This window comes from Ramlibacter sp. JJN2-2R, from assembly GCF_057747835.1.
Genome location: NZ_CM173226.1, coordinates 805301 through 817312, shown reverse-complemented (window position 1 = coordinate 817312; position 12012 = coordinate 805301). Strand labels below are relative to the sequence as shown.

Below are 12012 nucleotides of genomic sequence, written 5' to 3'. Positions count from 1 at the left end.
CGGGACGATCGCCTTAGCGCACGCGGCCGCGGCGGAACAGGTTGACGATGGCCAGCAGGATCACGGCGCCGACCAGCGACACCAGGATCGAACCGATGCTGATGCCTTCGTTGATGGTGGCCACCCCGACCATCGGCGAGATCACCCAGCCGCCGATGAAGGCGCCGACGATACCGACGATGACGTTCAGCAGGATGCCCTGCTGCCCGTCGGTGCGCATGATCAGGCTGGCCAGCCAGCCCACGACACCACCCACGATCAACCAAATCAGAAAGCCCATGATGCACTCCTATGCCGCGAACGGCGTGTTGTTGATAGCGGCCGGAACCCGGTGGGCCCCGTCCCCCTGCCACCCCAAAACCGGCAGCCGGTGAACGCAATATGGTTGCGCCGCCCAAGCGCGGGCGTAGTCGCCCACACAGCCTCACCGTGCGGGGCGTTCCAGTGGGCACGTCAGACAACCCCTACCCCCGCCCGGCCCTTCCCGCAGCGCGACCGCAGGGGGTATTTCCGGAGGGAAAAGCGCGGCCGGTGGCGGCACGATATCGACCGGCACCCTTCTTGCTTTTGGTTGGGCTCACTGCACCACATCCACGCACCCAGAGGATCCCCATGACGAAAAGACTGTTCCTGCGCGCCGCCGCCGCGCTGGCCGTGGCGCTCGCCACCGGCACCGCCGGCGCGCAGACCACGCCGATCAAGTTCCAGCTGGATTGGCGCTTCGAAGGGCCCGCCGCGCTCTTCCTCACGCCGGCGGCCAAGGGCTACTTCAAGGATGCGAAGCTCGATGTGACCATCGACGCCGGCAACGGCTCCGGTGGCGCCGTCACCCGCGTGGCGTCGGGCACCTACGACATCGGCTTCGCCGACCTGGCGGCGTTGATGGAGTTCCACGCCAACAACCCCGATGCGCCCAACAAGCCCGTCGCCGTGATGGTGGTCTACAACAACACGCCGGCGTCCGTGATGGCGCTGAAGAAGTCGGGCATCCGCAAGCCCGCCGACCTCTCGGGCAAGAAGCTCGGGGCCCCGGTGTTCGACGCCGGTCGCCGCGCCTTCCCGATCTTCGCCAAGGCCAACGGCATCTCGGGCGTCACCTGGACCGCGATGGATCCGCCGCTGCGCGAGACCATGCTGGCCCGCGGCGACGTCGACGCCATCACCGGCTTCACCTTCACCTCGCTGCTCAACCTGGAGGCGCGCGGCGTCAAGGCGGACGACGTGGTCGTGCTGCCGTATCCGGACCATGGCGTGAAGCTCTATGGCAACGTGGTGATCGTCTCGCCCAAGCTGATTCGCGAGAACCCGGCGGCGATCAAGGCCTTCCTGTCGGCGTTCGCCAAGGGCGTCAGGGACGTGGTGGCCAATCCGGCGGCGGCGGTCAACGACGTCAAGGCGCGCGACGGCATCATCAACACCGAACTCGAGACGCGGCGCCTGAAGCTGGCCATCGACACCGTGATCAACAGCGCCGACGCGCGCGCCGAGGGCTTCGGCCAGATCAACCCGGGCCGCCTGTCGCTGATGGCGTCGCAGGTGTCCGACGCGTTCGGCACCAAGACGCGCGTGAACCCCGACGCGGTGTGGAACGGCTCGTTCCTGCCCGCCAAGGCCGAACTGAACGTGCTGCCCGCGCCCCGGAAGTGACGGCACCGACATCGAGCGTCGCCGGGCCGAGCACGCACGCGTGGCCTCCCGCGGGGGGCGGCATGCCGCCGGCGGGCGCGCCCGCGGCCCCCGATTTCGTCGACTTCCGGGACGTCTGGCTCGCCTACAACGACGACCTGCTCGCCCAGAACCACTTCGCGGTCGAGGCCATCGACCTGCAGGTGCGCCAGGGCGAGTTCATCGCCATCGTCGGGCCCTCGGGGTGCGGCAAGTCCACCTTCATGAAGCTGGCCACGGGCCTCAAGCGCCCCAGCCGCGGCCACATCCGCATCGACGGCCAGCCCGTGACCGGGCCGCTGAAGATCTCCGGCATGGCGTTCCAGGCGCCCTCGCTGCTGCCCTGGCGCACGACGGTGGACAACGTGCTGCTGCCGCTGGAGATCGTCGAGCCGCACCGCAGCCGGTTCAAGCAGCGGCGCCCCGAGTACGAGGAGCGCGCCCGCGCCCTGCTGCGCAAGGTGGGCCTGGCCGGCTACGAGGACAAGTTTCCCTGGCAGCTGTCGGGCGGCATGCAGCAGCGCGCCAGCATCTGCCGCGCGCTGGTGCACGAACCCAAGATGCTGCTGCTGGACGAGCCCTTCGGCGCCCTCGATGCCTTCACCCGCGAGGAGCTGTGGTGCATCCTGCGCGACCTGTGGACCGAGCAGCGCTTCAACGTGATCCTGGTCACGCATGATCTGCGCGAGTCGGTGTTCCTCGCCGACACCGTGTACGTCATGAGCAAGAGCCCCGGGCGGTTCGTGGTGCGGCGCGAGATCGGCCTGCCGCGCCCGCGCGAGCTGGAGCTGACCTACACCAAGGAGTTCACCGACATCGTCCTCGAACTGCGCGGCCACATCGGGGCCATCCGCGGGCCTGCCGCGGAGGCGGCGCCATGACCCGGCGGCAGATGGAGGCCTGGTCGCCCTGGCTGCTGCTGGTGCTGGTGGTCGCGCTGTGGCAGGTGGTGTGCTCGGTCTTCAACGTGTCGGAGTTCATCTTCCCCAGCCCCGCGCGCATCTGGTCCCAGTTCATCGAGTTCCGCGGCACCATCGCCGCGCATGCGTGGCGCACCTACTGGGTCACGATGGCGGGCTTCGGCCTGGCCATCGTGGTCGGCGTGCTGCTCGGCTTCCTGATCGGCAGCTCGCGGCTGGCCTATGCGGCGGTGTATCCGCTGATGACGGCCTTCAACGCGCTGCCCAAGGCCGCCTTCGTGCCGATCCTGGTGGTCTGGTTCGGCATCGGCATCGGGCCGGCCATCCTCACGGCGTTCCTGATCTCGTTCTTCCCGATCATGGTGAACATCGCCACCGGCCTGGCGACGCTGGAGCCGGAGCTGGAGGACGTGCTGCGGGTGCTGGGCGCGCGCCGCTGGGACGTGCTGGTCAAGGTCGGCCTGCCGCGCTCGATGCCCTACTTCTACGGCTCGCTGAAGGTGGCGATCACGCTGGCCTTCGTCGGCACCACGGTGTCGGAGATGACGGCGGCCAACGAAGGCATCGGCTACCTGCTCATCTCCGCCGGCTCGGCGATGCAGATGGGCCTGGCCTTTGCCGGGCTGGTGGTGGTGGGCGCGATGGCGATGGTGATGTACGAGCTGTTCAGCTACGTCGAGCGGCACACCACGGCCTGGGCCCACCGCGGCTCGCAAGGGCAGTGAGGCACGCGGCGGGCGCGGCATGACCTGGCACGCCCGCTTGCGGCTGCGGCTTGGCCGGGAGGACGGGCGCAGCGTCGCGCGCTTCGAGCACGAGGGGCCGCTGCGCATCCTGCAGACGCTGTACCCGGAGGGCGACGCGATCTGCCACAACGTGCTGGTGCACCCGCCCAGCGGGCTGGTGGGCGGCGACCGCCTCGACGTCGACGTGCACGTGGGCGCCGGCGCGCACGGCCTGGTCACCACGCCGGGCGCGTCGCGCTTCTACCGCTCGGCCGGGCTGCCCGCGGTGCAGCACACGCGACTCACGCTGGAGGACGGCGCGCGCTTCGAATGGCTGCCGCTGGAGGCGATCTGCTACAGCGGCTGCATCGCCGAGAACCGGCTGGACATGCAGCTGCAAGGCGGCGCCGAGCTGCTGGGCTGGGACCTGTGCGCGCTCGGCCTGCCGGCCGCGGGCCAGCCGTTCGAGCAGGGCCGCGTGCTGCAGCACTTCGCGCTCGACGACGCGTGGCTCGAGCGCGGCACCATCGCGGCGGCCAACCGGCGCCTGCTGGACGGACCGCTGGGCCTGGCGGGGCACCGCTGCCTGGCCAGCCTCTTCCTGGCCTGCGGTGCCGAGCTCGATCGGCCCCGGCGCGGGCGGGCGCTGGACGCGGCGCGCGCCGTGATCGAGGCGCACGCCCTGGCCGGCACGGCAGGCGCGACCAGCCCGCACCCACGCGTCGTGGTGGTGCGGGTCCTCGCCCCGCTCGTCGAGCCGGCCATGGACCTGCTGCGCCGCGTGCGCAACGCCTGGCGCGAGCAGCTGTGGCAGCTGCCGGCGACGCAGCCGCGCCTGTGGGCCCTGTGACCGCCTGCAAGCGGCGTCCTACCGCGCCCCACGCCCTGCGCCGCCGGCATCGCTGCCGCTCTTCCGGCACTGGCGCGGCGCCCGCGTTCCTAGACTGGCTCCATCCAGAATTGCTGAAGCGGAAGGAGACCTCGTGCAACACAAACATGCTCTGCGGTCGCGCAAGAACCTGCTGTCGTTCGGCGTGGCCTCGCTGCTCGCCATGACCGCGGCCACCGCGCAGGTGGCCGGCGCCCCGACGGCCGACACCGGCATCGACGCATCCGGCAACTACCAGCAGGAGGTGCAGGCCTGCGCCAGCGGCCGCACCCAGCAGGACCGCGAGACCTGCCTGCGCGAGGCACGCAACGCGCGCGCCGACAAGCAGCGCGGGCAGATGCGCAACGGCACCGACTACGGCGCCAATGCGATGGCCCGCTGCCAGCCGCTCAGCGGCGAGGAGAAGGCTGCCTGCGAAGCCCGGGTGATGGGCTACGGCGAGACCAGCGGAAGTGTCGCCGGCGGTGGCGTGCTGCGCCAGGTCGAGACCGTGGTCATCCCGCCGGGCCAGGGCGACGTGACCATCGAGCCCAAGACGTCCGACCCGGTCGTCCTGGTGCCCTCGCAGGCCGCGCCGCAGCCGCTGCCGCCCGCGACCGGCGCGGGCACCGCGGACACGCCGCCGGCGGCAAGGTAACAGCCCGTTCCGTCGACCCTCTCCGACACACGCGCGCAGCGCACGGGGTAGCCTGTGCGTTGCCTTCGTGCGTGCGCACCACGCGCACGCGGCAACCCACAGGAGAGCAGACCGATGAGCGACAACGACCCGGCGCGCGTTGCACAGGACGATCCCGCGCACGCCCGGCATGGCTACCGCAACGAGGTGAATTGGGAGGGCGGCTCCGGACGGCAGCCGTATGGCAACCAGGGGCGCCGCGAGACGCCCGGCCCGGGCGCCGGGGAGGCGACCGCCGAGGGCAACCGCGCCGAGCGGTCCGGCGTCAACCAGGACCAGCTCGAGCGCGTGAAGTCGAAGCCGTGAGCGTCAGATCACGTGGAACAGCATCAGCAGCACGACCACGACCAGGGGAACGCCGAGAAGCCAGAGGATGATGGGCATGTGAGAACTCCTTGCGGTGTTGGAATGCCCGCAAGGTACGCCCCGGGCCGGCCGCGCACTGCCGGGCGGCCACCGCAAAGGCGGTAGGCAGCCGTCCCATCGGCCTGTCGTCAGATCGCCACGAGCCGCCGCACCCCGCGCGCTTCCATCTCCGCGCCCTCGCCGTGGGCGATCACCTCGCCGCGTTCCATGACCAGATAGCGGTCGGCCAGGGACTGCGCGAAGTCGTAGTACTGCTCCACCAGCAGGATCGCCATGTCGCCGCGCCCGGCCAGCATCCGGATCACCCGGCCGATGTCCTTGATGATGCTGGGCTGGATGCCCTCGGTGGGCTCGTCCAGCACCAGCAGCCGCGGCGACGCCGCCAGCGCCCGCGCGATCGCCAGCTGTTGCTGCTGGCCGCCGGACAGGTCGCCGCCGCGGCGCCCGAGCATCTGGCGCAGCACCGGGAACAGCTCGAACAGGTGCGGCGGGATCGGGGTGCCGGCGGGCCTGCAGGCCAGGCCCATGCGCAGGTTCTCCTCCACGGTGAGCCGGGCAAAGATCTCGCGCCCCTGCGGCACGAAGCCGATGCCCGCGCGGGCCCGCTCGTAGGGCGTGCGCGACTGGATCGGCCGGCCGTCGAATTCGATCGCGCCCGAGCGGATCGGCACCAGCCCCATGATCGACTTGAGCAGCGTGGTCTTGCCGACGCCGTTGCGCCCGAGGAGCACCGTGACCTGGCCCGCGCGGGCCTCCATGCTCACGTCCCGCAGGATGTGCGAGCCGCCGTATGACTGCTGGATGTTGCGCACAGAGAGCATGTCAGCGTCCCAGGTAGACCTCGATCACGCGCTCGTCGGCCTGCACCTGCTCGAGCGTCCCCTCGGCCAGCACCGCGCCCTCGTGCAGCACGGTCACCTTCTCCGAGATCGTCCTGACGAAGCCCATGTCGTGCTCCACCACCAGCAGCGAGTGCTGCCCCTTGAGCGACAGGAACAGCTGCGCGGTGCGCTCGGTCTCCTCGTCGGTCATGCCGGCCACCGGCTCGTCCAGCAGCAGCAGCTTGGGGTCCTGCATCAGCAGCATGCCGATCTCCAGCCACTGCTTCTGCCCGTGGCTCAGGGTGCCGGCCGGGCGGTGGACGGCGGCCGCGAGGTGGATGGTGCGCAGCACGTGGGCCAGCCGCCCCTGCTGCTCGGAATCGAGGCGAAAACGCACCGAGGCGCGCACGCTGCGGGTGGTCCGCAGCGCCAGCTCGAGGTTCTCGAACACGGTCAGCTGCTCGAACACCGTCGGCTTCTGGAACTTGCGCCCGATGCCCAGCTGCGCGATGTCCGCCTCGCGGTAGCGCAGCAGGTCGATGGTGCTGCCGAAGAACACGCTGCCCGCGTCGGGCCGCGTCTTGCCGGTGATGATGTCCATCATCGTCGTCTTGCCGGCGCCGTTGGGGCCGATGATGCAGCGCAGCTCGCCCGGCGCGATGTCCAGCGACAACCCGTCGATCGCGCGAAAGCCGTCGAAGCTCACGCTCACGTCCTCGAGGTACAGGATGCGCCCGTGGCTCACGTCCACCTGGCCCGGCGTCACCGGACGGGCGAACCCGGCGGCGCGCCCGCCGGACTCGGTCCTGCCGGGGGCGGCGGCGTGGGCCGCGGCGCGCTGCGCGCCCTGCTCCATCAGGTCCGGCGTCATGCGGGCCTCCGCAGCCGGCGCGCCAGCCCGGCCAGGCCGTCGGGCAGGAAGAGCGTGACGCCGATGAACAGCGCCCCGAGCACGTAGAGCCAGAACTCCGGCGCGCTCACCGTCAGCCAGCTCTTGGCGCCGTTGACCAGGAAGGCGCCGGCGATCGGGCCCACCAGCGTGCCGCGGCCGCCGACCGCGGCCCAGATCGCGATCTCGATCGAGTTGGCCGGGCTCATCTCGCCCGGGTTGATGATCCCCACCTGCGGCACGTACAGCGCGCCGGCCACGCCGCACATCGCGGCCGACAGCGTCCAGACGGCGAGCTTGTAGCGCACCGGGTCGTAGCCGCAGAACATCACGCGCGACTCGGCATCGCGCACGGCCTGCAGCACGCGGCCGAACCTGGCGTTGACCAGCCAGCGGGCCAGCAGGAAGCAGGCCAGCAGCGCCAGCCCGGTGAGCACGAACAGCGCCATCCGCATGGCCGCCGTCTGCATCGGCAGGCCCAGGATGCGCTTGAAGTCGGTGAAGCCGTTGTTGCCCCCGAAGCCGGTCTCGTTGCGGAAGAACAGCAGCATGGCGGCGTAGGTGAGCGCCTGCGTGATGATCGAGAAGTACACGCCCTTGATGCGCGAGCGGAAGGCGAAGTAGCCGAACACGAACGCCACCAGCGCCGGCACGGCGACCACCAGCACGCAGGTGGCCAGGAAGCTGTCCGACAGCGCCCAGTGCCAGGGCAGCGCCTTCCAGTCCAGGAACACCATGAAGTCCGGCAGGTCGCTGTGGTAGTTGCCGTCGCGGCCGATCTGCCGCATCAGGTACATGCCCATGACGTAGCCGCCCAGCGCGAAGAACAGCCCGTGGCCGAGCGAGAGGATGCCGGTGTAGCCCCAGATCAGGTCCATCGCGAGGGCACAGATGGCGTAGCACATGATCCGCGCGAGCAGCGCCACGGCGTAGTCGCCCAGGTGCCAGGGGCTGTCGGCCGGAACCGCCAGGTTCAGGGCCGGGGCGATGGCGCCCACCAGCACCAGCGCGGCGAGGAACGCGGTCCAGCCGGCGCGGGTGAGCAGCGGACGGGCCGGCGCCAGCAGGGGCGCCGGCGGCACGGTGACGGCGGCGGGGGCGCGGTCCATCAGGCCTCCGCCGAGCGGCCGCGCACCGCGAACAGGCCCTGCGGCCGCTTCTGGATGAACACCACGATGATCACCAGCACGGCGATCTTGGCCAGCACCGCGCCCGCCCAGCCCTCGATGAACTTGTTCAGGATCCCCAGGCCCAGCGCCGCGTACACGGTGCCCGCGAGCTGCCCCACGCCGCCGAGCACGACGACCATGAAGGCGTCGACGATGTAGGCCTGCCCGAGGTCGGGGCCGACGTTGCCGACCTGGCTGAGCGCGCAGCCCGCCAGGCCCGCGATGCCGGACCCGAGCGCGAAGGCGTAGGTGTCGACGCGGGCGGTGTTCACGCCCATGCACGAGGCGATCGGCCGGTTCTGCGTGACGCCGCGCACGAACAGGCCCAGGCGGGTGCGGGCGATGAGGAAGGCCATGCCGGCCAGGACCGCGAAGGCGAAGCCGACGATGACGATGCGGTTCCAGGGCAGCTGCAGGTTGCCCAGGAGCACCACGCCGCCGCTCATCCAGCGCGGGTTCTCCACGCCCACGTTCTGGGCCCCGAAGACCGTGCGCACCAGCTGCATCAGCGCCAGGCTGATGCCCCAGGTGGCCAGCAGCGTCTCCAGCGGCCGCCCGTACAGGAAGCGGATGACGCCGCGCTCGAGCACGGCGCCCACCAGCGCCGAGGCGAGGAAGGCGACCGGCACCGCGGCCACCAGGTACCAGTCGAAGGCGCCGGGCAGCCACTGGCGGAACAGGCCCTGCACCACGTAGGTGGCGTAGGCGCCGACCATCATCAGCTCGCCGTGCGCCATGTTGATGACGCCCATGAGGCCGTAGGTGATCGCCAGCCCGAGCGCCACCAGCAGCAGGATGGAGCCCAGGCTCACGCCGGAGAACAGCGCGCCGAGCCGGTCGCCCCAGGCCAGCGCCGCCTCCACCTCGCGCAGCGCCGATGCCAGCGCCGCCTTCACGTCCGCCTCCGGCTCCTCGCGCAGGCGGTCCAGCAGCAGCGTCTTGGTCGCCGGGCTGCGGCTCGCGGCGAGCGCCGTGGCCGCCTCGAGCCGCCGCGCCTTGTCGCTGCTGCCCAGGAGCACGGCGGCCCGCAACAGCGCCAGCTGCGCCTTGATGCCGGCGTCCTGCTCGGCCGCGAAGGCCTTCTCGATCAGCGGCAGCCTGGATTCGTCCGGCTCCTTCTGCAGCGCCTGCACCGCCTGCGCGCGCAGTTGCGGGTCGGGCGAGACCAGCTTGAGCGCCGCCAGCGCCGCGTCGATCTCGCCGCGCAGGCGGTTGTTGCTGACCACGTCCTCGGCATCGGCCGGCACCGCCACCGCGGCGCCCGTGACCGGGTCGGTGCCCTGGCCGTCGCGCACGATGACGATGCGGCCGCCTGCCGTCCGCACGGCGTCGTCGGCCAGGGCCTGCAGGTAGGCCGCGGTGCGCTCGTCCGCGGTCGGGATGGCCTGGTTCAGCGCTTCGATGCGGGCATCGCTGTCGCCGATGGCCATGGCACGCGCCTCGGCGTCGGTGAGGGCGTGGACCTGCGCGGTCCAGGCCAGGGTGAGCAGGAGAAGGAGTCGTTTCATGCGGGAGCCTGTGCGATGGGCGGCACGCCGACCATCGCGCAAGGTCCGGACCACGACGGCCGACGGAGTCGGCCTGTCGGACCGCGCGGAGCAACGCGCAGCGGTCGCCTGTGCGAGGAGGAACCGGCTCCGCCGGGCCTCCTCGCTCTGATCGGGCACCTTGAAATCGCGCAGCGATTTCAAGGTGAAACTCAGCCCTTGCTCTTGCCGTCCGGCTCGTCCTTCTTCTTGTCGTTGCCCTCGATGTAGGGCGACCAGGGCCTGGCCTTGACCGGGCCCGGCGTCTTCCACACCACGTTGAACTGGCCGTCGGCCTTGACCTCGCCGATGAACACCGACTTGTGCAGGTGGTGGTTCTTCTCGTCCATCCTGGACACGATCCCCGAGGGCGCCTTGAAGGTCTGGCCGGCCATGGCGGCGACCACCTTGTCCACGTCGGTGCTCCTGGCCTTCTCCACCGCCTGCTTCCACATGTGGATGCCGATCCACGTGGCCTCCATCGGGTCGTTGGTGAGCGGCTTGTCCTTGTGGCCCGGGATGCTCTTGGCCTTGGCGTACGCGCTCCACTTCCTGATGAACTCGTCGTTGGTCGGGTTCTTGATCGACATGAAGTAGTTCCACGCGGCCAGGTGGCCCACCAGCGGCTTGGTGTCCACGCCGCGCAGCTCCTCCTCGCCGACCGAGAACGCCACCACCGGCACGTCCTTGGCCTTCAGGCCCGCGTTGCCCAGCTCCTTGTAGAACGGCACGTTGGAGTCGCCGTTGATGGTGGAGATCACCGCGGTCTTGCCGCCGGCGGAGAACTTCTTGATGTCGGCGACGATGGTCTGGTAGTCGCTGTGGCCGAACGGCGTGTACTTCTCGTCGATGTCGCTGTCCTTCACGCCCTTGCTCTTGAGGAAGGCGCGCAGGATCTTGTTGGTGGTGCGCGGATAGACGTAGTCGGTGCCCAGCAGCACGAAGCGCTTGGCGCCGCCGCCATCCTTGCTCATGAGGTACTCGACGGCGGGAATCGCCTGCTGGTTGGGCGCGGCGCCCGTGTAGAACACGTTCTTGGATAGCTCCTCGCCCTCGTACTGGACGGGGTAGAACAGCAGGCCGTTCAGCTCCTCGACCACCGGCAGCACCGACTTGCGGCTCACGCTGGTCCAGCAGCCGAAGATCACGGCCACCTTGTCCTGGGTCAGCAGCTGCTTGGTCTTCTCGGCGAACAGCGGCCAGTTGGATGCCGGGTCCACCACCACCGGCTCGAGCTTCCTGCCCAGCACGCCGCCCTGGGCGTTGATCTCGTCGATCGCCATCAGCACGGTGTCCTTCAGGACGGTCTCGGAGATGGCCATGGTGCCGGACAGGCTGTGCAGCACGCCGACCTTGATGGTGCCGCCCGACTGCGCGAACGCGGGCAGGGTGGCGGTGCCGGCGATGGCCGCGGCGGCCGCCAGGGCCTTGAGGGTGAATCGTCTTTGCATCAGCTGCGCTCCAGGAGAGGAAGAAGAGAGGGGACCGGCCGCCCCGGGCCGGCTGCGGCTCGGCCGGGGAGGACGGAGTTCATCCTAGGCAGCGGTCGCGTTGCGGGCGATACGCCGCATGGCGTACAGCCGCGCCAGCCCGCGTGCGGCCGCGCGGCAAAACCGCCCTGTTCCTACAGCGGCGCCAGCGGTGTCTCGTCATCATGGGGCGCACCCCCGCCCGGTCCGCCGGCGCGTACGCCCGCACGGGCGCGCGCAGCGGCCCGGCGCCCGGCCCCAACCAAGGAGAACCCATGAACACGATGCTCGGCAAGATGTCGCCGTCGATCACCAGCATGATCCGCATGGACCACACGCACGTGATGTCCGCGTTCCACCAGTTCCAGGTGGACACGCCGGCGCGCGTGAAGAAGGGCCTGGCGGACAACATCTGCCTCGCGCTCGAGGTGCATGCGCAACTCGAGGAGGAGATCTTCTACCCCGCCCTGCGCGAGATCGCGCCCGACGAGGTGCTCGATCGCAGCAAGCCCGAACACGACGAGATGCGCGCCCTGGTGGCGCGCCTGCGGGCCCTGCAGGCCGGCGATCCGGCCTTCGACACGACGATGTACGACCTGATGCGCGTGGTGATGCACCACGTGGCGGACGAGGAGACGGTGCTGCTGCCCAAGGCCGAACGGCTGCTGGCCGGGCAGCTGTCGGACCTGGGGGCCCGCATGACCAAGCGCCGCCTGCAGCTGATCGGCCCGCGCAGCGGCGAACTGGCGGGCAGCATGGCGCGGTCGATGAGCACCGGCACGATGCTGGCCGCCGCCGGCGCGCTGGCCGCCGCGGGCGGCATCCTGCTGGCCCGCCGGACCTCGACGTCGCCGCGCGCCGACTGGCTGAACCCGGCGCGCTGGGGCCACTGAGCTT

13 protein-coding genes are annotated in these 12012 nt (G+C 70.6%); 7 read left to right on the top strand and 6 right to left on the bottom strand.

Annotation, left to right across the window (positions count from 1 at the left end):
* Nucleotides 1-13: 13 nt before the first annotated feature.
* Nucleotides 14-280: a GlsB/YeaQ/YmgE family stress response membrane protein gene (locus tag AC3ANR_RS04080; RefSeq protein WP_488290598.1), complete on the bottom strand. Its 267-nt coding sequence runs from the start codon at nucleotides 278-280 to the stop codon at nucleotides 14-16.
* A gap of 332 nt (nucleotides 281-612) precedes the next feature.
* Between AC3ANR_RS04080 and AC3ANR_RS04075 the strand changes: the two genes are divergently transcribed.
* The 6 genes from AC3ANR_RS04075 to AC3ANR_RS04050 all read left to right on the top strand — a co-directional run bounded on the left by AC3ANR_RS04075 (nucleotide 613) and on the right by AC3ANR_RS04050 (nucleotide 5181).
* Nucleotides 613-1647: an ABC transporter substrate-binding protein gene (locus AC3ANR_RS04075; protein WP_488290597.1), complete on the top strand. Its 1035-nt coding sequence runs from the start codon at nucleotides 613-615 to the stop codon at nucleotides 1645-1647.
* Nucleotides 1648-1709: 62 nt separating this feature from the next.
* Nucleotides 1710-2546 (top strand): ABC transporter ATP-binding protein, encoded by an 837-nt coding sequence (locus tag AC3ANR_RS04070; RefSeq protein WP_488290596.1) that lies wholly within the window; start codon nucleotides 1710-1712, stop codon nucleotides 2544-2546.
* Nucleotides 2543-3310 (top strand): ABC transporter permease, encoded by a 768-nt coding sequence (locus tag AC3ANR_RS04065; protein WP_488290595.1) that lies wholly within the window; start codon nucleotides 2543-2545, stop codon nucleotides 3308-3310. The genes AC3ANR_RS04070 and AC3ANR_RS04065 overlap by 4 nt, the downstream gene beginning before the upstream one ends.
* Nucleotides 3311-3329: 19 nt before the next feature.
* Nucleotides 3330-4160, top strand: a complete 831-nt coding sequence (locus AC3ANR_RS04060; protein ID WP_488290594.1) for an urease accessory protein UreD — start codon at nucleotides 3330-3332, stop codon at nucleotides 4158-4160.
* A 133-nt stretch (nucleotides 4161-4293) separates the two neighbouring features.
* Nucleotides 4294-4836, top strand: coding sequence for a hypothetical protein (locus AC3ANR_RS04055; protein WP_488290593.1), 543 nt, complete (start codon nucleotides 4294-4296; stop codon nucleotides 4834-4836).
* Nucleotides 4837-4950: 114 nt separating this feature from the next.
* The gene (locus AC3ANR_RS04050) at nucleotides 4951-5181 is read left to right on the top strand and encodes a hypothetical protein (RefSeq protein WP_488290592.1); all 231 of its coding nucleotides are present in this window, start codon (nucleotides 4951-4953) and stop codon (nucleotides 5179-5181) included.
* A 188-nt stretch (nucleotides 5182-5369) separates the two neighbouring features.
* Here the strand turns inward: AC3ANR_RS04050 and urtE are convergent, their stop codons facing one another.
* The 5 genes from urtE to urtA all read right to left on the bottom strand — a co-directional run bounded on the left by urtE (nucleotide 5370) and on the right by urtA (nucleotide 11097).
* Entirely contained in the window at nucleotides 5370-6062 is a 693-nt protein-coding gene (gene urtE / locus AC3ANR_RS04045) for an urea ABC transporter ATP-binding subunit UrtE (RefSeq protein WP_488290591.1), read from the bottom strand.
* A gap of 1 nt (nucleotide 6063) precedes the next feature.
* A complete protein-coding gene (urtD, locus tag AC3ANR_RS04040) occupies nucleotides 6064-6933 on the bottom strand; it encodes an urea ABC transporter ATP-binding protein UrtD (protein ID WP_488290590.1) in 870 nt (289 codons plus the stop codon).
* The gene (urtC, locus tag AC3ANR_RS04035; protein WP_488290589.1) at nucleotides 6930-8060 is read right to left on the bottom strand and encodes an urea ABC transporter permease subunit UrtC; all 1131 of its coding nucleotides are present in this window, start codon (nucleotides 8058-8060) and stop codon (nucleotides 6930-6932) included. The genes urtD and urtC overlap by 4 nt, the downstream gene beginning before the upstream one ends.
* The gene (gene urtB, locus AC3ANR_RS04030) at nucleotides 8060-9628 is read right to left on the bottom strand and encodes an urea ABC transporter permease subunit UrtB (protein WP_488290588.1); all 1569 of its coding nucleotides are present in this window, start codon (nucleotides 9626-9628) and stop codon (nucleotides 8060-8062) included. Before urtB ends, urtC begins: the two co-directional genes overlap by 1 nt.
* A gap of 191 nt (nucleotides 9629-9819) precedes the next feature.
* Nucleotides 9820-11097, bottom strand: a complete 1278-nt coding sequence (gene urtA / locus AC3ANR_RS04025) for an urea ABC transporter substrate-binding protein (protein WP_488290587.1) — start codon at nucleotides 11095-11097, stop codon at nucleotides 9820-9822.
* A 293-nt stretch (nucleotides 11098-11390) separates the two neighbouring features.
* On the opposite strand from urtA, the gene AC3ANR_RS04020 reads away from it, so the two are divergent.
* Nucleotides 11391-12008: a hemerythrin domain-containing protein gene (locus AC3ANR_RS04020; protein ID WP_488290586.1), complete on the top strand. Its 618-nt coding sequence runs from the start codon at nucleotides 11391-11393 to the stop codon at nucleotides 12006-12008.
* Nucleotides 12009-12012: the final 4 nt, after the last annotated feature.

Excerpts from the sequence above, each read along its gene's own strand:
- urtD (WP_488290590.1), bottom strand. The coding sequence starts at position 6,933 with ATGACGCCGGACCTGATGGAGCAGGGCGCGCAGCGCGCCGCGGCCCAC.
- urtC (WP_488290589.1), bottom strand. The coding sequence starts at position 8,060 with ATGGACCGCGCCCCCGCCGCCGTCACCGTGCCGCCGGCGCCCCTGCTG.
- AC3ANR_RS04080 (WP_488290598.1), bottom strand. The coding sequence starts at position 280 with ATGGGCTTTCTGATTTGGTTGATCGTGGGTGGTGTCGTGGGCTGGCTG.
- AC3ANR_RS04075 (WP_488290597.1), top strand. The coding sequence starts at position 613 with ATGACGAAAAGACTGTTCCTGCGCGCCGCCGCCGCGCTGGCCGTGGCG.
- AC3ANR_RS04070 (WP_488290596.1), top strand. The coding sequence starts at position 1,710 with ATGCCGCCGGCGGGCGCGCCCGCGGCCCCCGATTTCGTCGACTTCCGG.
- urtB (WP_488290588.1), bottom strand. The coding sequence starts at position 9,628 with ATGAAACGACTCCTTCTCCTGCTCACCCTGGCCTGGACCGCGCAGGTC.
- AC3ANR_RS04020 (WP_488290586.1), top strand. The coding sequence starts at position 11,391 with ATGAACACGATGCTCGGCAAGATGTCGCCGTCGATCACCAGCATGATC.
- AC3ANR_RS04065 (WP_488290595.1), top strand. The coding sequence starts at position 2,543 with ATGACCCGGCGGCAGATGGAGGCCTGGTCGCCCTGGCTGCTGCTGGTG.
- urtE (WP_488290591.1), bottom strand. The coding sequence starts at position 6,062 with ATGCTCTCTGTGCGCAACATCCAGCAGTCATACGGCGGCTCGCACATC.
- AC3ANR_RS04060 (WP_488290594.1), top strand. The coding sequence starts at position 3,330 with ATGACCTGGCACGCCCGCTTGCGGCTGCGGCTTGGCCGGGAGGACGGG.
- AC3ANR_RS04050 (WP_488290592.1), top strand. The coding sequence starts at position 4,951 with ATGAGCGACAACGACCCGGCGCGCGTTGCACAGGACGATCCCGCGCAC.
- urtA (WP_488290587.1), bottom strand. The coding sequence starts at position 11,097 with ATGCAAAGACGATTCACCCTCAAGGCCCTGGCGGCCGCCGCGGCCATC.